General features: G+C 65.1%; 22 protein-coding genes and 1 tRNA gene. 13 read left to right on the forward strand and 10 right to left on the reverse strand.

What is annotated here, in order from left to right; all coding sequences use genetic code 11:
* Nucleotides 1–41 precede the first annotated feature (41 nt).
* Complete coding sequence (locus GD429_RS36800; RefSeq protein ID WP_152864707.1) at nucleotides 42–1,364, reverse strand: MFS transporter; 1,323 nt, start codon at nucleotides 1,362–1,364, stop codon at nucleotides 42–44.
* Nucleotides 1,365–1,534: 170 nt separating this feature from the next.
* Between GD429_RS36800 and GD429_RS36805 the strand changes: the two genes are divergently transcribed.
* Nucleotides 1,535–2,464 (forward strand): LysR substrate-binding domain-containing protein, encoded by a 930-nt coding sequence (locus GD429_RS36805; RefSeq protein WP_152864709.1) that lies wholly within the window; start codon nucleotides 1,535–1,537, stop codon nucleotides 2,462–2,464.
* A 101-nt stretch (nucleotides 2,465–2,565) separates the two neighbouring features.
* Nucleotides 2,566–2,769: a hypothetical protein gene (locus GD429_RS36810; protein ID WP_227792069.1), complete on the forward strand. Its 204-nt coding sequence runs from the start codon at nucleotides 2,566–2,568 to the stop codon at nucleotides 2,767–2,769.
* Here the strand turns inward: GD429_RS36810 and GD429_RS36815 are convergent.
* From GD429_RS36815 to GD429_RS36840, 6 genes are all read right to left on the reverse strand, one after another.
* Nucleotides 2,755–3,915, reverse strand: coding sequence for an enolase C-terminal domain-like protein (locus GD429_RS36815; protein ID WP_152864711.1), 1,161 nt, complete (start codon nucleotides 3,913–3,915; stop codon nucleotides 2,755–2,757). The genes GD429_RS36810 and GD429_RS36815 overlap by 15 nt on opposite strands.
* 403 nt (nucleotides 3,916–4,318) lie before the next feature.
* On the reverse strand, nucleotides 4,319–4,663 hold the full coding sequence (locus GD429_RS36820) for a cupin domain-containing protein (protein ID WP_152864713.1): 345 nt from the start codon (nucleotides 4,661–4,663) through the stop codon (nucleotides 4,319–4,321).
* 182 nt (nucleotides 4,664–4,845) lie between these two features.
* Nucleotides 4,846–5,097, reverse strand: a complete 252-nt coding sequence (locus tag GD429_RS36825) for a hypothetical protein (protein WP_152864715.1) — start codon at nucleotides 5,095–5,097, stop codon at nucleotides 4,846–4,848.
* Nucleotides 5,098–5,127: 30 nt separating this feature from the next.
* Nucleotides 5,128–6,204 carry an Imm71 family immunity protein gene (locus GD429_RS36830; RefSeq protein ID WP_152864717.1) on the reverse strand — a complete coding sequence of 359 codons (1,077 nt, stop codon included), beginning with the start codon at nucleotides 6,202–6,204 and terminating at the stop codon, nucleotides 5,128–5,130.
* The gene (locus tag GD429_RS36835) at nucleotides 6,201–7,658 is read right to left on the reverse strand and encodes a hypothetical protein (RefSeq protein ID WP_152864719.1); all 1,458 of its coding nucleotides are present in this window, start codon (nucleotides 7,656–7,658) and stop codon (nucleotides 6,201–6,203) included. Before GD429_RS36835 ends, GD429_RS36830 begins: the two co-directional genes overlap by 4 nt.
* A complete protein-coding gene (locus tag GD429_RS36840) occupies nucleotides 7,655–10,426 on the reverse strand; it encodes a type VI secretion system Vgr family protein (RefSeq protein WP_152864721.1) in 2,772 nt (923 codons plus the stop codon). The genes GD429_RS36835 and GD429_RS36840 overlap by 4 nt, the downstream gene beginning before the upstream one ends.
* 397 nt (nucleotides 10,427–10,823) lie before the next feature.
* Between GD429_RS36840 and GD429_RS36845 the strand changes: the two genes are divergently transcribed.
* Both GD429_RS36845 and trmB read left to right on the forward strand, forming a co-directional pair.
* Nucleotides 10,824–10,898, forward strand: a tRNA-Gly gene (locus GD429_RS36845).
* Between the two features lie 132 nt (nucleotides 10,899–11,030).
* Nucleotides 11,031–11,798 carry a tRNA (guanosine(46)-N7)-methyltransferase TrmB gene (gene trmB / locus GD429_RS36850; RefSeq protein ID WP_152864723.1) on the forward strand — a complete coding sequence of 256 codons (768 nt, stop codon included), beginning with the start codon at nucleotides 11,031–11,033 and terminating at the stop codon, nucleotides 11,796–11,798.
* Nucleotides 11,799–11,905: 107 nt separating this feature from the next.
* On the opposite strand, the gene GD429_RS36855 is transcribed toward trmB, so the two are convergent.
* The 3 genes from GD429_RS36855 to GD429_RS36865 all read right to left on the reverse strand — a co-directional run bounded on the left by GD429_RS36855 (nucleotide 11,906) and on the right by GD429_RS36865 (nucleotide 13,855).
* On the reverse strand, nucleotides 11,906–12,736 hold the full coding sequence (locus tag GD429_RS36855) for an undecaprenyl-diphosphate phosphatase (RefSeq protein ID WP_152864725.1): 831 nt from the start codon (nucleotides 12,734–12,736) through the stop codon (nucleotides 11,906–11,908).
* Between the two features lie 75 nt (nucleotides 12,737–12,811).
* Nucleotides 12,812–13,393, reverse strand: coding sequence for a DUF1439 domain-containing protein (locus tag GD429_RS36860; protein WP_152864727.1), 582 nt, complete (start codon nucleotides 13,391–13,393; stop codon nucleotides 12,812–12,814).
* Between the two features lie 144 nt (nucleotides 13,394–13,537).
* A complete protein-coding gene (locus GD429_RS36865; RefSeq protein ID WP_065500557.1) occupies nucleotides 13,538–13,855 on the reverse strand; it encodes a YkgJ family cysteine cluster protein in 318 nt (105 codons plus the stop codon).
* Nucleotides 13,856–14,034: 179 nt separating this feature from the next.
* On the opposite strand from GD429_RS36865, the gene hemN reads away from it, so the two are divergent.
* From hemN to urtE, 9 genes are all read left to right on the forward strand, one after another.
* Nucleotides 14,035–15,426, forward strand: a complete 1,392-nt coding sequence (hemN, locus tag GD429_RS36870; RefSeq protein ID WP_152864729.1) for an oxygen-independent coproporphyrinogen III oxidase — start codon at nucleotides 14,035–14,037, stop codon at nucleotides 15,424–15,426.
* A 119-nt stretch (nucleotides 15,427–15,545) separates the two neighbouring features.
* Entirely contained in the window at nucleotides 15,546–15,803 is a 258-nt protein-coding gene (locus GD429_RS36875) for a hypothetical protein (protein WP_152864731.1), read from the forward strand.
* Nucleotides 15,804–15,907: 104 nt separating this feature from the next.
* On the forward strand, nucleotides 15,908–16,564 hold the full coding sequence (locus tag GD429_RS36880; protein ID WP_105393051.1) for a protein-L-isoaspartate O-methyltransferase family protein: 657 nt from the start codon (nucleotides 15,908–15,910) through the stop codon (nucleotides 16,562–16,564).
* Nucleotides 16,565–16,578: 14 nt separating this feature from the next.
* Nucleotides 16,579–16,902 (forward strand): rhodanese-like domain-containing protein, encoded by a 324-nt coding sequence (locus tag GD429_RS36885; RefSeq protein WP_006488544.1) that lies wholly within the window; start codon nucleotides 16,579–16,581, stop codon nucleotides 16,900–16,902.
* A 470-nt stretch (nucleotides 16,903–17,372) separates the two neighbouring features.
* Entirely contained in the window at nucleotides 17,373–18,680 is a 1,308-nt protein-coding gene (urtA, locus tag GD429_RS36900) for an urea ABC transporter substrate-binding protein (RefSeq protein ID WP_152864735.1), read from the forward strand.
* Between the two features lie 142 nt (nucleotides 18,681–18,822).
* Nucleotides 18,823–20,442 carry an urea ABC transporter permease subunit UrtB gene (gene urtB, locus GD429_RS36905; RefSeq protein WP_152864737.1) on the forward strand — a complete coding sequence of 540 codons (1,620 nt, stop codon included), beginning with the start codon at nucleotides 18,823–18,825 and terminating at the stop codon, nucleotides 20,440–20,442.
* 1 nt (nucleotide 20,443) lies between these two features.
* A complete protein-coding gene (gene urtC / locus GD429_RS36910) occupies nucleotides 20,444–21,631 on the forward strand; it encodes an urea ABC transporter permease subunit UrtC (RefSeq protein WP_321575113.1) in 1,188 nt (395 codons plus the stop codon).
* Nucleotides 21,628–22,485 carry an urea ABC transporter ATP-binding protein UrtD gene (gene urtD, locus GD429_RS36915; RefSeq protein ID WP_034182914.1) on the forward strand — a complete coding sequence of 286 codons (858 nt, stop codon included), beginning with the start codon at nucleotides 21,628–21,630 and terminating at the stop codon, nucleotides 22,483–22,485. The genes urtC and urtD overlap by 4 nt, the downstream gene beginning before the upstream one ends.
* A 4-nt stretch (nucleotides 22,486–22,489) precedes the next feature.
* On the forward strand, nucleotides 22,490–23,182 hold the full coding sequence (gene urtE, locus GD429_RS36920; RefSeq protein WP_047900002.1) for an urea ABC transporter ATP-binding subunit UrtE: 693 nt from the start codon (nucleotides 22,490–22,492) through the stop codon (nucleotides 23,180–23,182).
* Nucleotides 23,183–23,304 lie beyond the last annotated feature (122 nt).

Below are 23,304 nucleotides of genomic sequence, written 5' to 3' on the forward strand. Positions count from 1 at the left end.
GACGGGATGTTGCGTGTTTCCGTACGATCGCGGCGTGCCGCTCATTCGGGCAGCGCCTGGTGGCGCGTTTCGACCGCGAACGGCAGGATCAGGATGCCGAGCACGAACACGGCCGCGGTCCATGCGACCGGCACGCCGAGCGACCCGTAGCCGTGAATCGCCGCGCCGAGCAGAAAGTTCACGCCCGCGCCGATGAACCGGCCGACCGACGCGTTGAACGCGAACGCGGTGGCCCGCACGCGCGTCGGATACTGCTCGGGCAGCCACAGCGAGAAGATCGCGAAGTTGCCGCCGAAGAAACCGAGGAACGCGAGCGACACCATGAACGCCGTGAGCCCGTTCGGCTGGTAGAACGCCCAGCCGAACGCGAACACGATCGAACCGGCCATGCCCGCGAAATACACGCCGAGCGCCGCGCGGCGGCCGAGCCGTTCCGACAGCCACGGCGCGACCAGGCAGCCGACGATCGTCGCGCACGACAGGATCGCCGCGCCGACCGACGCGAGCCGCATTGCGCCGATGTGATCGATGCCCGCGCGCGCCGCCAGCGTACTGACCGCGCTCGCCTCGTAGACCGAGCCGGCCCACAGCCCGACGATCGCGACGCCGACGAGGCTCGCGCTCGTCAGCGTGCGACGCAGGAACACCGGCGCGAAAATCTCGCGCAGCGGATGCGCGCGCCGCGCGTCGGCCGCGTCGCCGTCGCGCGCGTCGTGCCGCCGCCACTGCCCCGGCTCCTTCACGCGCATCACGGTGAACACCGCGAGCAGCGCGGGAGCCAGCCCGCACAGGAACATCGCGCGCCAGCCGTAGGTCGCACCGATCGTGTAGTTCAGGCAGGCCGCGATGAAGAAGCCGAAGTAGTAGCCCGTCTGCAGGTAGCCGGCGCCCATCTTGCGGCGGTCCTCGGGCCAGCTCTCGGCGACGTAGGTGCCCGCGAGCGCCCATTCGCCGCCGACGCCGATCCCGGCGATCAGCCGGCAAGCGGCCAGCGCCCACACGTCGTGCACGAACGCGGCCGCGCCGGTGAACACCGAATAGATCAGGATGCTCGCGGCGAGCGTGCGCACGCGGCCGAAGCGGTCGGCGAGCGGCCCCCAGACGAACGACAGCCCCCAGCCGATCAGGAACAGCGCGAACAGGATCGAGCCGTACATGCCGAGATTCGCGGGTGTCGCCGCGATGCCGGATGCCGGCAGCAGTTCGGTCAGTGCGGGAATCAGCACGAGCGCGTAGATCACCGAATCCACGCCGTCGAGCACCCAGCCCGCGTACACGGCCCAGAAGCCCTTGACCTGCTCGCGCGTGAGCGGCGTGCGCCGCGGCTTCGCGCCGGCCGCCGGCGCGTCGATCGCCTTCAACATCTTCGTCTCCTTGCCGGCGCGGCCGGCACTGTTGCCGCGTCCGGTCCGGGATGGCCGGCGGGCTGGCTCTTTTGTGAGACGAGTATAGAAATACCTTCGATCGCCGAAAAATATGATATTCATCTCAATCGATCGGATTGGCTTATGGCTTGAATCGGGAGACGGCGGCGATGGACTTGAGACAGTTGCGCTATTTCGTGAAGGTCGTCGAATGCGGCAACGTCACGCATGCGAGCGAGGCGCTGCATGTCGCGCAACCCGCGGTGAGCCAGCAGATGCGCAATCTCGAACAGGATCTCGGGATGCAGTTGCTCGAACGGAGCGTGCGCGGCGTTGCGCCGACCGCCGCCGGCCGCACGCTGTACCGGCATGCGCTCGAACTGCTGCGCCAGGCCGACGGCACGCGCGAGCTGCTGCGCCGCGACGCCGATACGCCGCAGGGCCGCGTGACGGTCGGGATGCCGTCGAGCACCGCGCGCGTGCTGGCGATACCGCTCGCACGGGCGGTGCGCGACCGCTATCCGGGCATCATGCTGGAGCTGATCGAGGCGCCGAGCGCCGATCTCGACACGCTGCTCGAACGCGCACGACTCGATCTCGCGATCGTCGTCGACGCGGTCGACACGCGCGGTATCGCGATCCACCGGCTGCTGACGGAAACGCTGTACCTGATCACGTGGCCCGGGTTTCCGGTGCCGGACGATCCCGTGCCGCTCGACGCGATCGCGCGGATGCCGCTCGTGCTGCCGAGCGCGCCGAACACGATCCGCAACCGTGTCGACTGGGCGATGCGCGAGGCCGGGCTGTCGTACGAGATCAGCTTCGAGGCGAGCTCGACCGGGCTGCTGTTCGCGGCCGTGATGGCGCAGCTCGGCGTGACGATCCTGCCGTGGACGGCCGCGCACGTCGAGATCGAGGAACGCAAGCTCAAGCTGTCGACGGTCGCGCACCGGCTGTTCGCGCGCGACCTGTCGCTGTGCTGGCACGATACGGCGCTCGTCAGCAATGCGGTGCAGAAGGTGAAGGCCGAGATCGTGCGGCTGTTCGACACGCTCGGGCAGCGGCCGGAATGGGCGGCCGGCGATGCCGGTCGCGCGTGACCTGCGCGGCGCGGCGGCATTGACAACGCTCCCCGGCAGCCCTTAACGTTTCCCTCATCGTAACCATCACCGGTTCAGCTTAAGAGGTTGTCGGCCCGCTCGTGCTCGACACCTCTGCCTTCATCGAAGGCCTGCTTCTTGGCGCCGGCCTGTTCACGTCGGTCGGCCCCAAGGACGCCTTCGTCATCAAGCGCTCGATCTCGAGCCCCTATCTGCTCTCCATCGCCCTCGCCTGCGCAGGCAGCGACGCGCTGCTGATCGCGCTCGGCGCGCTCGGCGCGCTTCAGGCGTCAGCGACCCGATAGCTTGCGACACGCGTTGTGCGCGTCGACATGCAGGTCGAAGCCGATGCCTGGCGCCTGCGGTACGCATGCGTAGCCTGCGTCGACAGTTTCGCCATCGGCGAGTCCGCTGAACGGATGGAACGCGAACGGATTGACTTCCACGCCGCCGAGCCCGAGCGCGGCAACGACGTGCAGCGAGAACAGGTGGCCGCCGTGCGGCCAGAACGCGTCGCGCCGCCAGCCGCGCGAAACGAAGTGGTCGACGATCTGCAGATAGCCCGGCAGTCCGTAGCAATGCACCGGATCGAACACGAGCACGTCGCGGTCGCTGCGCAGGCCGCCGTAGCGGTCGAGCAGCTTCGCTTCCGCGAGCGAGAACAGCGCTTCGCCTGCTGCGATCGGCGGTGAGTATCGCGCGGCAAGGTCTGCTTGGAGCGGCAGGTCGAGCGGGTCGCAGATGTCCTCGAACCACCAGAGATCGAACGGTGCGAGCATCGTCGCGGCGGCCTGCACGGTCGTCGCGTCGTATGTGTTCATCGCATCGACCGCGAGATGCGTGCTGTCGGCGAGTTGGGCAGCGGCGGCTTCGATGCGTCGTCGGTCCTGATCGAGATCCGCGCCGCCGATCTTGATCTTCGCATGCGTATAGCCGAGATCGGCGATGCGGCGCATCTCGTCCGACAGGCGTGCGAGATCGTCATGCGGATAGCGGTACCCGCCGCCCGCGTACACGCGTACGCGTGGTGCCGCGACGCGTTCAAGCCGGTCGGCGAGAAAGCGACGGAGCGGCAGGTTGGCGATCTTCGCGGCGGCATCCCAGATCGCCATGTCGAGCGTGCCGACTGCGACGCATCGTTCGCCGTGTCCGCCTGGCTTTTCGCCGGCCATCATCGCGCGCCATGCGCGAAACGGGTCGAGGTTCGTGCCCGCATCGTCGGCAAGCGTGTCGGCCGCGGCCAGCAAACGGGGCGCGAAACGCTCGCGGATCAGGCCGCCCTGCGCGAAACGGCCGACCGATGCGTAGCCGTAGCCCGTCACGGGGCGGCCGTCGCGCACGACGTCGGTGACGACCGCGACGACACTCGTCGTCAGCCCGCCGGATGGAATGGCCGGATCGGCATAACGGGAAACGGGAATCGCGTGTTCGCGGATGGCGGTGATGCGCATGGTCGGGTTCCGGTGGGATGTCCGGCGCATGCGATGGTTCAAGCGGTGCGGCCGGAACGATAAGCAGACCGCTGCATCATAGGCGCTGGCGCGGCCGGGTGCAGGCGTTCGTTACCGGTGTCGGCTATCGCGCCGCCGCGGCTGCTCGATCACAGAGAAGGCGGCCTTGATCGCGACGAAGATGCCGCGGACCGACACCGCGGGCACGACAGCCGTTCAACTGGCCCGAATCGCACCGTTGCCATTCCGGTGTGATTCCATGTAAAACCACGCGTTCTGCGGGCGTCGTCTTGTTCTTAATGTGTAAGGGCCCTTGCAACATGCAAGGGCCGCGATAACAGAGGCCGCGAACCGGGAAGGTACCGGACGACGACGATATGCGTGGTCGAATCTACGGGCCCGCTCAGGCGAAGACGAAGTACTTGCGCACCGTCTCCACCACTTCCCAGGTTCCTTTCATGCCGGGTTCAATCACGAACACATCGCCGGCTTTCAGGTGCACCGACTCCTCGCCTTCCGGCGTGATGATGCAGTAGCCGTCGAGGAAGTGGCAGTACTCCCATTTCTCGTAGTTCACCTCGAACTTGCCCGGGGTGCAGATCCAGGTGCCCATGATCTTGCTGCCGTCCTTGGAGACGTAAGCGTTGAGGTTCACGGTGTGCGGATCGCCGCCGATGCGCTTCCACTTGGTCGCGTCAAGGACCGGAGTCGGGCAGGTTTCGCGCAAAACGGTGATGAAATCGGACATGTCAGCTCCAAACGATCAGGTAAGTGATCCGTCACGTTAGTTCGGAAGCGTTCCCGGGGCTTGTATGCTTCCGACACCGACTCGTCTATTTTCGACACCGGCGCGGCTGTAAGCGCGCTTCCCCCTGGCTCGGGTGGACTCCTCCTGCACAGCTGCGGCCAGTTCGCGAATCTGCTCGGTGGCTAGTCTTCCCTATCCAACGTGATCATCTTGAGGTGCACCACGTGCTTAGGCAATGCTGAACCTTGGTTCTTGCGGAACCGATTGACGTAGAAATACCCCGGCCCCTCGTCGTCACGCAGCAACGAGGTGACATTGAATGTCAGCCATCGAAGATCCGCGTCACACCGCACAACCTGTTTCGCCTGACGAACGTAGTGGCGCATCTTCTCGAAGCACTTGTGCCGCGCGTACTTCAGGGTAGACGACTGCATGTGCGAATACCCTCGTGGCTCAGCAGTTCTTCAATTGTCCGGTTGAGGATCTCCATAATGCCAAATGACCATCCCCCACGTTGTGCGCTGCGGCCCCGGCATTGGCGCTCCTGCCTCGACATGAACCGAATCTTTCACGGCAGGGCTTTGCCAGTAGCCGGTGCGCGGACAAGGCTCTCCGGGCAGGACCCGTAGCCTCGGTTGTGCGACAGGCTTGGGGAAGTAAGTTTCCTCCTCCGCCGGAATGCTGCCATCCCGGTAACGCTTGTCTTCCCACAGCAGCCGCCAGCGCACCGCATGTTCGTCGTTGGCCCCTTCCAACAGGTACTTGTGAGCAACACTGCCTTTGAGGAAGTAGCTCGGACAGCCCACCTTGCCGGAAGGAAACCATGGCTCCCAGATACCCTCGACAGGAATCTCCTGATCGCTGCAAACCTCGCCGCTTGCGGATTCGTTCTTGGACGGACAGGGAGGAAGCGATGCGGGATAGGTGCGACCGGGTGGCCAATACCGCCATGCAGGAAATAACGGATCCTGGAACAACGATTCATACGTCCAATGCTTGAACACACGAGTGCCGCCGTCGGCACGCTTGCCGTAGGTAAGGTATTCGGAAAAATCGAGCCCGACAGTGCACTTGAGCGCCTGACAGCTCAACTCTTCAATCCACGCCCCTTCCGCATACCCCGTTGCATATTCGAAATCCGAAAATCTCGTATCCCTCACGCCAAGCGCGTGGAAAAACGGGTCATATGTTCGACCGACCTCGTGCGCACTCCGCCCGAACAAAAGCTCGCCCCCCTTCTCGCTACCCGTTATGAGCGCATCGTAAGCCGATCGCTTGTCGGCACCTTGTCGCAATGTCTCAATGCCTTGATCCATCCTCACCAACGCATTCAGGAAATCGCTGACATACGCTGCCTCCAATTCCTGCTGATTTGGGCTCGGCGTGTCCAATTGCTTGGCGTACGCGTGCAGAAAATCCCTGAACAAACTAACTGCATGATCCAGGAACGTAACGCTTGTCCATTTCTTGAGAAGGTAAAACGCTTTGGCGCGCGCATCCAGCTCCTGCTCAGGAGTCATGGTCAGAGTATTCAGCATCATTGGTTCTGTTCTTCCGTCGATTGTTTTCCGCCATCGGCGAGGGCTCGCCGCGCATAGCCTTCCTGTCTGATCTTGTCCGATCTTTCACGCTCTGCCAGGAAGAGTGCCCGAGCTTCTGCTTGATCGGGCAGCCTCACGTCGGTCCAATTCGTCCGCTGCGCCTTGACCTGCGTTTTTATCCACTCTGCCACAGGAGCGTTGGACTCATGCATAAAGTCCACGAAATACTGAAGATCGCCTCCGACCAGCAAGCGCATGGTCGCCTCCGCCCCCTCATCGTCCCATTGCTCGGCAATGCGCCCCTCCCATAGACGCATCCCATCCCAATCATCAGGCACCTTGATACCGAGCTTTTCCATGGCTTCGCGCGTTGGCACCTTCATCTTCGCATAGCTGCCATTCATGCTCCAAGCATGCTTGATCGCGCTCCGGATACGCCACCAGAATCCGTTTGGAGCCAGTTTGTCAGCCCAGAACTTGCCGGGAATCGTCCATGGTTTATCCAATCTTCGGCTATCGACAACACGTATCATTACTTCGCCTGGCGTCCGTGTAATTGCCTTGATCGGCGTCTTTACACTGAAGGTGCCAATGGCTTCGCCCACCTTGAACTCCCTGAGGTCCGGCCATCCCTCCTTGTGTACATAGTCCTCCTTGGTCATCGGCTTATGCCCCAGGCTCTTCGTCTCCTCGGCCAGATGAGCCAAGCGCGCCTCCTCGGTCATCGTCCGAGTGGTCCCGCCCCCCACCTTCACATCCGCCCAGGTGCCCTCCACCAGATGGCCTCGCACGCGCTCAAGCAAGCGCATCAGATCCTTGAAGGCCAGCGCGATTTGCGTGTCCCCCAGCTTGCGCAGTTCCTCCAGCATCGGCAGCAGCTTCCGGATATAACTCGCCACCCGCGCCGGGATAACAGACCCGAGCCGGTTCAGAATGAAATTCAGCGCCTTGCCGATGCGATCCAGCATCATGCCGAACGCGTTTCTCACGACAAACTGATACTTGTTGAAGTCCAGTTGCCTGAGCCACTCCACAGCATTGCCGAAGCCAGCCTTGCGGATCAAGGCCAGGATTTCCTGGCATAGCTTGACCAGATCTTCGGATTTGCTGACCGCTCGCATCAACAACTTGCCTATGCCCTTGAGCAAACCTCCGACCACCGGAACGACAGCGACAAGACAAAGCACGAGCGCCACCCACTCCCACCCGTCGTCCCGAACCTTCGGGTCGTCGCACATGCGAAGCGTGATGGCGATCGCGTCGCGAGCGGCCGTAATTTCTCCGGCGACAGGGAACATGCTGATGACGGCATCGATGATGATGGCGCCCGTATTGCGCTTTTGCGAGAACTCCCCTGCGACGGCGCCGACGACAGTATCGCCGACTGTAGTGGCGCCGCTCCACAGATAGTCGCCGACCTCGGATGCCGCCTGGCTGACCCAACTGCTACTCATGCCCGACCTCCTTGCATCCGGTCCAGGGAGGCTTGCATGTCGAACTCGTCCCAATGAGCCTTGTAGCTGGGATTTTTCTCGGTGGCCTTGATTTCGTAGGGTCGGCTGTCCTCACCCAACTCGATGCGCCCCGGTCCTTGCGGAGCACCTGTCAGATCAGCCATGCCTTTGCTGTCGACGGTGCCGGAAAAGGTAGCGCCGCTGTCGTAGTGGATGGTGAACTTGGCACCCTGCACGGGCGTGTCGTCGTGGTAATGGTATTGCAGCGCTGCAGCACCGCGGGACGTCGGCGCGGGCGACAGCGGATAATCGATCCGCGTCGGCCCGCTGAATGCATGCTGCGCCCCTTTCACATCGATCTTTCCAGGCGCGTGAATCTCGATGTCGCCGCCCTTGAGCCGGATATAGGCGCCACCCGAGGTAAGCAAAATCTCCTGCTGCGCCGCCACCTCGATATTCTCGGTGGCCGACAGGACCTTGACCGTTTTCTGGGCCGTTATTTCGATATTGTCCGAGTGCGCCTGAACCTCCACCTTTCCCTTGGCCGCAAACAGCTTCATCCCGGCGTTTTGCACAAACAGGCTGATCTTCTCCGCCACACTCGCTACCAACGACTTCCCGCTGGCGATGAACGTGCTCTGACCGCTCACCAGATTTGTTTGCTGATCGCTCGAAACATGCACGGATGCCTGCGTCGACAGCGCGATACCGGAAGGACTCGCCACCAGCATGACTGGCGTCTTGAACGCGTTCACACTCCCGGCACCGCCTCCCGCCGTCCGTCCTCCCGACTGCGAGCCTTGCACGCTGCTTTGCGTCGCATCGGTAAACGTCTTCAGCGCGTCATGCCCCTCTCCCAGGCTTTCCGCCTGATGCGTCTGGCTTACCTGCGACATTGCCTCAATCATGCTCTCGGCATTGACGAGCTGCTGTTGCGCTTCGCGAACGTCGAGCGGCTGACTATTCGCCGACTTTGGATACGTCGAAACATACAGCCCCTGCGAAGCACGCACGGCGCCGTACGCATCCGTCCTCAGATCGAAACCCGATCCAAGATACGTACCGCGAGTATTTCCGCTCTGATCGATGAGGTAGCCCAGATGCAGCAAACTATTCGCACTGCTGCTCATCAACTGGACGCGGTTCTGGCCCGTCGCGTCGTCCATTACCATCTGGTTGTAGCCGCTGCCGCCGTACTCTTTCGAGCGATAGCCCGAAAGGATTCCGTTGCTATGCCAGTGCTGGTTGACCGCACCGTTGTAGACGCGATGCAGCACGATCGGCCGGTCGCAGTCGCCGCCGACATAACCAACGATGACTTCCTCGCCGACTCGCGGAATATGCACACTGCCGTAGCCGCCGCCGGTATCCGATTGCGCAACTCTGACCCAGCACGAGGCACCGGCATCTCCCGGGTTCTGCCGGTCCCAGACGAACATCACCTTCACACGGTTCAGTTCGTCGGTATGGACCTCTTCCCCCTGCGGCCCGACAACGATCGCCGTCTCGAGATGCATCTCCGGCTTCAGGTGTTCGAACGGGCTGCGATACGGAACCGTGGTGCGTTGCGCCTCGACTTCGACCAAATAGAAGCCTGCCGAACCGTCATCGTGGTGGACGGGCACGCCCGCGTACCCCTCTTTCGCCCGCTTCAGGTCGGATTGCACGCTATGTGGAAAGCTGGTTTCGTGATTCGACAGCGGTAGGTTGTTCTCGATGTAGCGCCGGACCTTGATCGCAGCAAACTCTCGCTGCTCGCCGGAATCGCGATCGTGTTCCGGATGGCCAGTCAATCCGAAGCGCAGGCCAGCGTCGATACCTCGCACCCCTCCCATCCCGACGAACCGCTTGGCGCGCGACTCCCATTCTTCCAGATGGATTTTCGAGAGCTGCTCACCTCGGTCCTGACGTCCATAGGTATAGGCGCCCGTGTATTCGTAGACTTCGGCCCGTTCCGGCAAATTTCCCTGGCCGGCCTTCGTCGGCAACGTCGTTCCGTTCGGACTGTCGGCGGACGACGGCGCCTTGTAGTCGAACGTGCGCGTCGTATGGACCGTGCTTTGCAACGTCCGCGAACCCGCCCACTGTGTAAACGCATCCGTATCGCTGCCTGTGCCCGACCTGTTGAATCCGACCGGCTTAGGCGACATCTCGTCCAGCGCGTAAATGTCGTCGGTCACGACCAGCATATGCGACTTGCCGTCCTTGCCTTGGCGCCAGAAGCCGTACAGGCCCTCCTCTTCCATCAGTCGATGGACAAAATTCCAGTCGGTTTCGCTCTGACGGCAGTACGAGCGCGAGGGCAGAGGCTTCGACAACGCAAACTGATACTGTCCACGAGCCTGCGGATGGACATCGAATACGTCAGCGATGATGCGGTCGGCGCTATTGTCCTGCCAGTACCTCATATCGCGCCGGAATTTGAGGAAGTACATCCATGACGCGACGACAAGTTGATAGCTAGAAAGGCTACCGTCGTCGCCCAGCCTGCGCGCCGTGTGGATATAACCGTTGACTGGCAGATAAGACTTGTTCGCCTGCTGAATCCACAGCGTCATCGGTTGAGTGATCAACGCCTTGAGTTCGATGTCGCCTGCCGTGGATACCATGTCGAGCATGACGCTGAAGTCGCGACCGAGTTCGGAATAGGTCACGGCCCGGCACGGTATGAGCGCATTGTCCGGCAACGACGGGATGTCTGTCTTGAGCAAGCGATCTTGTTGGATCAGGCCACCACGAATTGCCTGAGCTAATTCAGTCATGTTCATGCGTTATCCATCTTCTTATTTGTTGCAAGCCCTCGGTGGCTCGCGCTCTCACGGGGACGGCTCCCCGGTTATGCCGCCGGAATTGTAGCGGAGCCGACAAGTCATGAGAATGTAGCCCGCTGAGGCCAGCAATATATCGAATGGGGAGCTTAAACACGAATCGCCCAAGGAGCGTATGCTGCACATCCGTTGGGCCGCTGAAATTCGGCTCCGATGCTACAGCGCGCCGAAGGGATGTGCCTTCAGCATGGACAGTAGATCCCGTGAATAGCGGGGGCTCACCCGACACTGCCAGCGACGCCACCGCTCCAGCATCGAGCCATGCCAGTTTCGATGCCAGCAGCCAGAATCCGACGCTTGCCATCCCCACCCGAACCCCTGTAGAATTGCGCGTTCTGCGGGCGTCGTATAATGGCCATTACCTCAGCTTCCCAAGCTGATGACGTGGGTTCGATTCCCATCGCCCGCTCCACTTTCCGGCTGCACGGCAGCCTGCGCAAAAGCCGCCTCGTCGAAGGCGGCTTTTTTGTACCATGTGCCGGTTCCCCGGCGCACTGCTGCGCGCAACGGGCCCTCGCCCGCAACAACGCCTTTCTTTGTACCGATGATGCACGACGATCCGAACGAAGCCGGCCTGCCGCCGCACGACGACGCCATTCCCGACGAAGCCGCCGACGGCGCCGACGAAGTCAATCCGCTGCACCACCGCCGCATCCGCAGCTTCGTCACGCGCGCCGGCCGCGTGTCGACCGGCCAGCGCCGCGCGCTCGACGAACTCGGCCCGCGCTTCGTCGTCCCGTATACGCCGGAGATGCCCGACTGGAATGCGGTGTTCGGCCGCAGCGCGCCGCGCATCCTCGAGATCGGCTTCGGAATGGGCGCATCGACCGCGGAAATCGCCGCGAACCGCCCCGGCGACGACTTCCTCGGCGTCGAAGTGCACGAGCCGGGCGTCGGCGCGCTGCTGAAGCTGATCGGCGAGCAGAACCTGTCGAACATCCGCATCATCCAGCACGACGCGGTCGAAGTGCTCGAGCACATGCTCGCGCCGGAAAGCCTCGACGGCGTGCATATCTTCTTCCCCGATCCGTGGCACAAGGCGCGCCACCACAAACGCCGGCTGATCCAGCCGCCGCTCGTCGCGCATCTCGCGTCGCGCCTGAAGCCCGGTGCGTACATTCACTGCGCGACCGACTGGCAGAACTACGCGGAACAGATGCTGGAAGTGCTCGGCGCGGAACCGACGCTCGAAAACACAGCTGCCGACTACGCGCCGCGCCCCGACTATCGCCCGGTGACGAAGTTCGAACGGCGCGGGCTGCGGCTCGGCCACGGCGTATGGGATCTGGTGTTCCGCAAGCGCGCAGGCTAAGCCATTGCGCTGAGGCGGAGCACTGCCCCGGACGACAAAACGGCCCGACCGGCATCTGCCGATCGGGCCGTTGGCTTATGAAAGCACGCCGGGCACCGGCTCCCGCATCACGCCCAGTTCAACCAGCCGCTGTACCCCACCAATAGCACGAACAGCCCGAACGCAATCCGGTACCACGCGAACACCGTGAAATCGTGCGTCGCGACGTAGCGCAACAGCCAGCGCACGCACACGAACGCGCTGACGAACGCGGCGACGAGCCCGAGTGCGAACAGGCCGAGCGAATCGACGGTGAACGCCTGCCAGTCCTTGACGGTTTCGTAGAGCGTCGCGCCGAAGATGATCGGAATCGCGAGGAAGAACGAGAATTCGGTGGCGACGCGCCGGTCGAGGCCGAACAGCATCCCGCCGATGATCGTCGAGCCCGACCGCGACATGCCGGGAATCAACGCGAAGCACTGCGCAATGCCGACCTTCAGCGCATCGAGCGGCGTCAGCGCATCGACCGACATCACGCGCGGCGGCTCGCCGCGCTCGCGCTGCCGCGCCTCGGCCCACAGGATGATCGCGCCGCCGACGACGAGCGCGAACGCGACGGGCACCGGCGAGAACAGCACGGCCTTGATCTTCTTCTCGAACAGCAGGCCGAGCGCGATCGCGGGAATCGTCGCGATCACGACGTTCAGCGTGAAGCGCCGCGCGTCGGGCCGGCTCGGCAGCCCGGACACGATCGACACGATCCGTTGCCGGTACTCCCAGCAGACCGCGAGGATCGCGCCGAACTGGATCACGACGTCGAAGGTTTTCGCGTGCGAATCGTTGAAATTCAGGAAGCTGCCCGCGACGATCAGGTGACCGGTGCTCGACACCGGCAGGAATTCCGTCAGCCCCTCGACGACGCCGAGGATCAATGCCTTGCAGATCAGGATCCAGTCCATCCGTGGCCCAACTCCGAAATGGTCGAAAGGAAGGGCCAGGTTGCCGCGCGGCCCGCTCGGCCGCGCGGTCCGTCGTCATTTTTCGACGATCGCCACGCGTATGCCGTTTGTAAGAATCGTAATTGTACCGGGTTCGTAGTTCACCCCGGCAAATTGCAGTTGCTCGGGCTTGAACGTGTAGATCGGATAGTTGGTCAGCAACTGCGTCGCGAGCAGGCCGGCGGCAGCGCCGACCTGTTGCCCGTACATCTGCGCGTCGCCGTCGAGCACGAGGCTGTCGACGGACGGCGCCTTCAGCACGACCGAGCGGCTCGGCGCGTCGTACGCGAGCTGGCCCGACACGGTGAACTTGCCGCTGACGGGCGCGCGCAGGAACGGGCTCGCGAAATTCGCGTCGAGCTGCACGGCGACGCGGTTCTGGTCGGGCAGCAGGTTGACGGCCGGGTTCGCGAGCGACACGTCGACGACCTGCGCGACCGTCTTCTGGTACGGGAACTTGCGCGCGACGGCTTTCTGCACGTCGCCGCGCGAGAACGTGTAGTGATCGGGGATGAACGGGAACGTCGATGCGCAGGCGGCGAGCGATACACACACGCCGATGGCGCCGACGGTTGCGGCGAGAAAACGGCGCCGGCCGGGCGCGCGAGGTGCGGTCATGCTTGAACAATCTCCTGTATCCGGCGCAGCGGCGATCGGGCTATCGGCGCTGCGCCCATGCCGGGCAAACGACCGGAGTTAGTGCTTCAACCCGCGCCGCGGGTTCCATGCGTCGCATTCGTCCCGAACGCGGTCGGCAACCCGCTACCGCCCCATGCCGCCACGCGGCGACGGCTGCGTCGCGGCCTCGAGGCGCGTGAGCCACGCGAGCGCGTCGTCGCGCGATGCGCCGCACATGTCGGCTGACGGTTGCAGCCCCGAGCAGCACGCGGGGCGCTCGGGCCGGCCGAAGATCCGGCAGCGCAGGTCGTCGCCGAGCTGCACGCAGCGCACGCCGGCCGGCTTGCCGTCGGGCATGCCCGGAATGGGGCTGGAAATCGACGGCGCGATGCAGCACGCGCCGCAGCCCTCGCGGCACGCATGCGGCGGCGGGACATCGGCGGGCGCCGGGCGGACAGGCATTTCGACGGACACTCGGCTCTCTCGAACGAACAACAAAAAACGGTGCGACAACCGGACGCGGTGTCCGGCAGCCCACCCCGCATTGTGCCATCGCCGGCTGCGACGTTATTACGCAATGCAGCCGAATCGCGCGTTTATATACTCGAAAACATCTGAAAAGTGAAAAGCGCGAGACCATCATGAGCTCCGGTTCTGCCGACATAATGTTCCGTCCCGATTTGCTCACGAAATACGGCGCGAACGGGCCGCGCTATACGTCGTACCCCACCGCGCTGCAGTTCCGCGACGATTTCGATCCGGCCGACTACGTGCGCGCGGCCGGCGACCCGGGCGCGTCGTCGAGCGAGCTGTCGCTGTACTTCCACATCCCGTTCTGCAACACCGCGTGCTTCTACTGCGGCTGCAACAAGATCGCGACCAACAACCGCCGCCGCGCGCGCCCGTATCTCGACCAGCTCAAGCGCGAGATGGCGCTGCAGGCCACGCTGTTCGATCCGTCACGCCCCGTCACGCAACTGCACTGGGGCGGCGGCACGCCGACCTTTCTTTCCGACGACGAAACGGCCGAGCTGATGGCGGCCACCCGCGAGCACTTCGCGCTCGCGCCGGACGCCGAAGCCGAGTTCTCGATCGAGATCGACCCGCGCACGGTCACGCCCGCGACGCTCGTGCACCTGCGCACGATCGGCTTCAACCGGCTGAGCCTCGGCGTGCAGGATTTCGATCCGGTCGTGCAGCAGGCGATCAACCGCATCCAGCCGCTCGCGATGACGGCCGACCTGCTCGCTGCCGCGCGCGCGACGGGCTTCCATTCGGTCAGCGTCGACCTGATCTACGGGCTGCCGCACCAGACGGTCGCCGTGTTCGCGCGCACGCTCGAGACGATCATCGAACTCGCGCCCGACCGGCTGTCGGTGTTCGGCTACGCGCACATGCCGCACCTGTTCAAGATGCAGCGGCAGATCGACGATACGACGCTGCCGCCGCCCGAAACGCGCATCGCGCTGCTCGGCCTCGCGATCGACATGCTGACGTCGGCCGGCTACGTGTACATCGGGATGGACCACTTCGCGCGGCCGTCCGACGAGCTCGTGCGCGCGCAGCGCAACGGCACGCTGCAGCGCAATTTCCAGGGCTACAGCACGCGCGCGGATACCGACCTCGTCGGCTTCGGCGTGTCGTCGATCGGCAAGGTCGGCGACGTCTACGCGCAGAACGCGAAGGATCTGCCCGCGTACGGCGCCGCGCTCGACGCGGGCCGGCTGCCGATCGCGCGCGGCGTACGGCTCACGCCCGACGACCGGCTGCGCCGCGACGTGATCACGCAACTGATGTGCAACCTCGAACTGCCGTTCTCGCACGTCGAGGCCGCGCACGGCATCCGCTTCGCCGATCATTTCGCGCGCGAGCTCGACGCGCTGCGCCCGTTCGAGCGCGACGGGCTGCTGACGATCGCGGGCGACCGCCTGACGATCCATCCGGCCGGCCGGATGGTCGTGCGCAACATCGCGATGGCGTTCGACGCGTATCTCGGGCAGGCGCCGCGGCAACGCTACTCGCGCACGGTCTAGGGTCAGTTCCCGCCGATAACGGGCTTGCGAACGTGCGTTGCCGCCGGCAAACCGGCGGCCGCACGCGGCCCGGCCGGTTTGATACAGTGTGGGGCTTCCGCTCCGCCAGAACCCGCACGATGCGCACCACCAAAGCGACCTACGCGGTCGAACGCCTGAAGACCCGCTCCGGCAACCCGCAATTCGCGGCCGTCGCGATGGCGGGCGGCCTGTTCTATCTCGTCGACCGCTCGGGCGGCACCGCCGAGAAGTGCTGCGAGCCGCTGCCGCTCGACGAGTTCGTCAAGTTCGTCGACGAATTCGGCCCCAAAAAGCCGCGCAAGGCGAGCAAGCTCGACCTCGCATTCGAGGCGCAGATCAAGAAGAGCAAAGGATAAAGGTCTGTTGCAGGCCGCCTGAAGGCTTGACCTCCGCCCTGTTTGATACAATCGCGGAGTTTATCTACCCCCGCTGATGGCCGACCAGGCTGCATGACCACACCATGAATATCGAAAACGCGCGTTTCAACATGATCGAACAGCAGATCCGGCCGTGGGACGTGCTGGATCTGGACGTCCTGGGCCTGCTGTCGATCGTCAAGCGTGAAAACTACGTTCAGCCCGAATATCGCGATCTCGCGTTCGCCGATCTCGAACTGCCGCTGCCCGGCGGCACCAGCAAGATGCTGTTCCCGCGCGTCGAAGCGCGCGTGCTGCAGGAGCTGACGGTCAAGAAGCACGAGAACGTGCTGCTGATCGGCGCGGGCTCGGGCTACCTGGCCGCGCTGTTCGCGCACCGCGCGCAGCACGTGACGGCCGTCGAGATCGATCCGGCGATCGCGAAGTTCGCGGAAGACAACCTCCGCAACGACGGCGTGACCAACGTGGAAGTCGTGCTCGGCGACGGTTCGCGCGGCTGGGCCGGCAAGGCGCCGTATGACGTGATCTGCGTCGCGGGCGGCCTGCCCGTCGTGCCGCAGGAAATGCTCGAACAGCTGAAGGTCGGCGGCCGCCTGTCGGCATTCGTCGGCGGCCGTCCGGTGATGAAGGCGCAGATCATCACGCGCATCGACGACAAGCAGTATCGCGTCGCCGACGTGTTCGAAACCTACATCGACCACCTCGTCAACGCGATCGAGCCGTCGCGTTTCAAGTTCTGAGCGGCGGAGCCTCCATGCAGATCCTGACGCCCGCGATGCTCGCGGAATGGCTCGGCGATACGGCGCGCCCCGCGCCGGTCGTGCTCGACGTGCGCGAGCCGTGGGAAATCGCGACCGCGCAGATCGCCGGCAGCGTATCGATCCCGATGCAGCAGATCCCCGCGCGCAGCGAAGAGCTCGACGACGAAGCGGAAATCGTCTGCGTGTGCCATCACGGGATGCGCAGCGCACAGGTCGCGATGTTCCTCGAATCGCGCGGCTTCACGAAGCTGTACAACCTGCAGGGCGGAATCGACGCGTGGTCGCGCGACGTCGATCCGTCCGTGCCGCGTTACTGATCTCTCCGGCGGCGCATCGCGCGCCGCCATACCGGTGACCGGCACCGCGCCGGCCACACGATCCGTCGAACGGGCGCGCATGGCGGGCCCGTTTCGCTTTCCCCGCCCTACTCCGTTTCCTTCAACGCGTCGGCAACGATCGCGAACACCCCGGCAATCCGAGCGTCGTCGATGACGAGCAGCGGCGAAAACGCGAGGATGTCGCCCGCATAGTGGATCATCGCGCCCTTCCGGAAGCGCACGCAGGCACCGGAACGATGAACCGCAACCGTGCACCATTTGCGCCCGCGAACCTGCACCGCAACGGACCGCGCGTGCTGCACGACGCGTCATCCGCACCGCAGCAACGCCCTGCACCGCGCCGCACAGGCACGCCGGGCGTGCATCCGCGCGACTGGCACATGCCTTGCGTTACCCGATGGCCGGCGCCGCCACGGCGCACGCACATCCAACACGTCAAGGGGAAACAGATGAAACGTCGCAGTCTGTTGAAGTTCGGTTCGATGGCCGGCGCGCTCGCGCTGGCGGGCAAGAGCCCGTTCGCGCATGCGGCGGATGCGGGCACCGGCCCGATCAAGATCGGCATCCTGCACTCGCTGTCGGGCACGATGGCGATCTCGGAGACGTCGCTGAAGGACACCGCGCTGATGACGATCGCCGACATCAACAAGAGCGGCGGCGTGATGGGCCGCAAGCTCGAGCCCGTGGTGGTCGATCCCGCGTCGAACTGGCCGCTGTTCGCCGAGAAGGCGCGCCAGCTGCTCACGCAGGACAAGGTCGCGTGCGTGTTCGGCTGCTGGACGTCGGTGTCGCGCAAGTCCGTGCTGCCGGTGTTCGAGGAACTGAACGGGCTGCTGTACTACCCGGTGCAGTACGAAGGCGAGGAAATGTCGCGCAACGTGTTCTACACGGGCGCCGCGCCGAACCAGCAGGCGATTCCGGCCGTCGAGTACCTGATGAGCGTGGAAGGCGGCGGCGCGAAGCGCTTCTTCCTGCTCGGCACCGACTACGTGTATCCGCGCACGACCAACAAGATCCTGCGCGCGTTCCTGAAATCGAAGGGTGTGAAGGACGCCGACATTCAGGAGGTCTACACGCCGTTCGGCCACAGCGATTACCAGACCATCGTCGCGAACATCAAGACCTTCTCGCAGGGCGGCAAGACGACCGTGATCTCGACGATCAACGGCGATTCGAACGTGCCGTTCTACAAGGAGCTCGGCAACCAGGGCATCAAGGCGACCGACGTGCCGGTCGTCGCGTTCTCGGTCGGCGAGGAGGAACTGCGCGGGATCGACACGAAGCCGCTCGTCGGCCACCTCGCCGCGTGGAACTACTTCATGTCGGTAAAGAATCCGACCAACACGAAGTTCAAGGACCAGTTCGCCGCATGGGTGAAGGCGAACAACCTGCCGGGCGGCGCGAAGCGCGTGACCAACGACCCGATGGAAGCGACCTACGTGGGCATCCACATGTGGAAGCAGGCCGTCGAGAAGGCGAAGAGCACCGACGTCGACAAGGTGCGCGTCGCGATGATCGGCCAGACCGTCGCCGCGCCGTCGGGCTTCACACTCGCGATGGACGGCAACCATCACCTGCACAAGCCGGTGATGATCGGCGAGATCCGCGGCGACGGGCAGTTCAACGTCGTGTGGAAGACGAAGACCGCGGTGCGCGCGCAGCCGTGGAGCCCGTTCATCGCGGGCAACCAGGGCAAGCCGGACATCGTCTCGTCGATCCCCGCATTCCTGCGCCGGCAGCGCGCGGCGCTGGCCTGACGCGGTGCGGCGCGTCGCGCATCGGCGTGACGTGCCGCTCGCATGCCGGTGCCGACGCGCCGGCCGCGCCTGCGGTGACGAACCTCACGCGCCGGCGCCTCGCCGCATGAATCCGCTTTCCCACGCCAGACAGGATCTCCCGATGCCTATCCGCTTTCGCCGAGCCGCCGTCGCGATCGTCGCGTGCGCCGCCCTCGCGGGTGCACTGCCGCGCGCCGCGTTCGCGCTGACGGCCGCCGATACCGCCGCGCTTGCCGGCGACGACTTCGATGCGAAGACGGCCGCGATCGACCGGCTCGCCGCCGATGCCGATCCGCGCGCCGTTGCCGTGCTCAACGCGCTGTCGACCGGCGACGCGCTCGCGACCGGCGACGGCCGCCTGCTGATCCAGAGCGGCGACACCGCGCACGACGCGCTCACGCAGGCCGCGACACCGGCCGGCGACGCGCAGCCCGTGATGCTGAACAACCTGCTGCGCACGAAGATCGCGGGCGCACTGTCGGGCCTCGCGCTCGCATCGCCCGACGTCGCCGCGCGACGCGACGCGATCGATGCGCTGCTGAAATCGCCCGACCCGGCGCTCAAGCCGATGATCGACCGCGCGCGCGCAAAGGAAACCGATCCCGCACTGAAGCGCCGGCTCGACGCACTGTGGGCGATCGCCGCGCTGCACGACGCCGATCCGGCGAAGCGCCTCGAAGCCGTGCAGGTGGTGGCCGCGCGCAGCAACCTCGACATGATCGAACAACTGCGCCCGCTCGTCGCGAAGAACGCGGACGGCAGCTACGCGGAGCCCGACGCGCGCGTGCGCGATGCCGCGCAGCAAGGGCTCGACGCATTGCACTCGCTGCAGCGCCGCGGCGAGATCGTCGGCACGCTGTTCGCGGGCCTGTCGCTCGGCAGCGTGTTGCTGCTCGCCGCGCTCGGCCTCGCGATCACGTACGGGCTGATCGGCGTGATCAACATGGCGCACGGCGAATTCCTGATGATCGGTGCGTACGCAACCTATGTCGTGCAGACGCTGATCCAGCGCTACGCGCCCGGCGCATTCGACTGGTATCCGCTCGTCGCCGTGCCCGTGTCGTTCGTAACGGCCGCGCTCGTCGGCATCGTGCTCGAGCGGCTCGTGCTGCGGCACCTGTACGGCCGCCCGCTCGAGACATTGCTCGCGACCTTCGGCGTGAGCCTGATCCTGATCCAGGCGACGCGCATGCTGTTCGGCGCGCAGAACGTGCAGGTCGTTAACCCGTCGTGGATGAGCGGCGGCGTGACCGTGATGCAGAACCTGATCCTGCCGTACAACCGGCTCGCGATCCTCGCGTTCGCGCTTGCGGTGGTGTTCGTCGCGTGGACCGTGCTGACGAAGACGCGGCTCGGCCTGTTCGTGCGCGCGGTCACGCAGAACCGCCGGATGGCCGCGTGCGTCGGCGTGAAGACCGCGCGCGTCGACGCGTATGCGTTCGCATTCGGCGCGGGCATCGCCGGCCTCGGCGGCTGCGCGCTGTCGCAGATCGGCAACGTGGGGCCCGACCTCGGCCAGAACTACATCATCGATTCGTTCATGGCAGTGGTGCTCGGCGGCGTCGGACAGATTGCCGGCACCGTGCTCGGCGGCTTCGGGCTCGGCCTCGCGAGCAAGGCGATCGAGCCGTTCTGGGGCGCCGTGCTCGCGAAGATCGCGGTGCTCGTGATGATCGTGCTGTTCATCCAGAAACGCCCTCAGGGCATGTTCGCCCCGAAGGGCCGCAGCGCGGAGGCTTGACGTGACTTTCATTACCGATTCGATGTCGAACCCGGTCGCCGAAGCACCGACGCCCGCTGCCGCCGCACGCGCGGCCGACGGCTTCGCGCTCGGCCTGCCGCCGCGCCCTGCGCTGCTGTCGCGCCGCGCATGGCTCGCGCTCGTCGCGCTGTGCATCGCGATCGGCATCGGCGTGCCGCTCGCCGCGCTCGTCGCGCCCGAAGCGAGCGCATTCCATCTGTCCGCCTACGCGATGACGCTCGCCGGCAAGCTGATGTGCTACGCGATCGCCGCGCTCGCGCTCGATCTCGTATGGGGCTACTGCGGGATTCTTAGCCTCGGCCATGGCCTCTTCTTCGCGCTCGGCGGCTATGCGATCGGCATGTACCTGATGCGCGAGATCGGCCGCGACGGCAAGTACGGCAGCGACCTGCCCGACTTCATGGTGTTCCTCGACTGGCACCAGTTGCCGTGGTACTGGAGCGGCACGCAGCACCTCGCGTGGGCGCTCGCGCTCGTCGTGCTCGTGCCGGCCGTGCTCGCGTGGGTGTTCGGCTTCTTCACGTTCCGCTCGCGCGTGAAAGGCGTGTACCTGTCGATCATCACGCAGGCGCTGACGTTCGCCGCGATGCTGCTGTTCTATCGCAACGAGACGGGCTTCGGCGGCAACAACGGCTTCACCGACTTCAAGCGCATCGCGGGTTTCGCGATCACGTCGCCCGGCACGCGCACGGTGCTGTTGCTGCTGACGTTCGCGACGCTGGTGCTCGCGTTCATCGCCGCGCGCGCGATCGTCACGAGCAAGCTCGGGCGCGTCGTCACCGCGGTGCGCGACGGCGAGACGCGGCTGATGTTCCTCGGCTACAGCCCGCTCGCGTACAAGCTGTTCGTGTGGACCGTGTCGGCCGTGCTGTGCGGCATCGCGGGCGCGTTGTACGTGCCGCAGGTCGGCATCATCAACCCCGGCGAGATGTCGCCCAGCAACTCGATCGAGATGGCGATCTGGGTCGCCGTGGGCGGGCGCGGCACGCTGATCGGGCCGATCGTCGGCGCGTTCGCGGTGAACGGCGCGAAGAGCCTGTTTACCGCTTACTTCGCCGAATACTGGCTGTTCTTCCTCGGCCTGATCTTCGTGCTCGTGCCGCTGCTGCTGCCGCGCGGGATCATGGGCCTCGTCGAAACCGTGCTCGCGAAGGGGAAACGTGCATGAACGGAACGGCCCTCTACCAATTCACGCCGCCGCCGGAAGACGAGCTGCTGGCCGTCAGCGGCACCGCTTCGATGGGCCGCGTCGTGCCGCCCGGCATCGACACGTCGCACGGCACGATCCTGTACCTCGAGGACATCGAGGTGAGCTTCGACGGCTTCCGCGCGCTGAAGAAACTGTCGCTCGCGATCGACGCGGGCGAGCTGCGCTGCGTGATCGGCCCGAACGGCGCCGGCAAGACGACGATGATGGACGTGATCACCGGCAAGACGCGCCCCGACGCCGGCAACGTGTTTCTCGGCCAGACGCTCGACCTCGCGCGGATGAGCGAGCCGGAAATCGCACGCGCGGGGATCGGCCGCAAGTTCCAGAAACCCACCGTGTTCGAGCAGCACCCGGTGTGGGAAAACCTCGAGCTCGCGATGCAGACCGACAAGGGCTGGCTCGCGTCGCTGCGCGCGCGGCTCGACCGCACGGCGCAGGCGAAGATCGAGGAGACGCTCGCGCTGATCGGCCTCGAAAGCCATGCGTTTCGCGCGGCCGGCGAGCTGTCGCACGGGCAGAAGCAGCGGCTCGAGATCGGCATGCTGCTGATGCAGCGCCCCGCGCTGCTGCTGCTCGACGAGCCGGCGGCCGGGATGACCGACCACGAGACGATGGAACTCGCCGAGCTGCTGAACACGCTGCGCGGCACCTGCTCGATGATGGTCGTCGAGCACGACATGGAATTCGTCGCGGCGCTCGCCGGCGACACGGGCCGCGTGACGGTGATGGCCGAAGGTGCGGTGCTCGCGCAAGGCACGCTCGACCAGGTCAAGCGCGACGACGCGGTGATCGAGTCTTACCTCGGACGATGATGCGATGCTGAAGATCGAAGCACTGAACCAGTACTACGGCGGCAGCCATATCCTGCGCAACGTGAACCTCGCCGCCGACGACGGCAAGCTCACCGTGCTGCTCGGCCGCAACGGCGTCGGCAAAAGCACGCTGCTGCGCTGCCTGATGGGCGTGGTCGCCGCAAAAAGCGGCACCGTGTCGTGGCGCGGCACGGCGCTCGGCGCGCTGCCGCCGTATGCGCGCGTCGCGGCCGGGCTCGCGTACGTGCCGCAGGGCCGCGACATCTTCCCGCGGCTGACCGTCGAGGAGAACCTGCTCGTCGGCGCGGCGAGCCGCAAGGCACCGTCGAAAGTGCCGGACCGCATCTACGACCTGTTTCCGGTGCTGAAGGACATGCGCGCGCGGCGCGGCGGCGACCTGTCGGGCGGCCAGCAGCAGCAGCTCGCGATCGGCCGCGCACTGATGAGCGAGCCGCAGCTGCTGATCCTCGACGAGCCGACCGAGGGCATCCAGCCGTCGATCATCCAGGACATCGGCCGCACGCTGCGCCAGCTCGTCGACGAATCGAACATGACGGTGCTGCTCGTCGAACAGTATTACGATTTCGCGCGCTCGATCGCGGACCGCTACTGGGTGATGAGCCGCGGCGAGATCGTCGCGGGCGGCGACGCGCGCGACATGGAAACGAACGGCGTGCGCGAACTGATCGCGGTGTAGCGGGCCGCGCGGAAGCGCGGGGGCGGCGCCGGATTTCAGTAAAAGGGCGTATTTCAGCATCGGTTGAAAACCGCGCTTCCACTGAACGCGGTATCTGCATTATTGTTCCGATAGCATCCACG

Source organism: Burkholderia sp. BE17, from assembly GCF_009362305.1.
In the GTDB taxonomy this organism is placed as follows: Bacteria; Pseudomonadota; Gammaproteobacteria; order Burkholderiales; family Burkholderiaceae; genus Burkholderia; species Burkholderia pyrrocinia_C.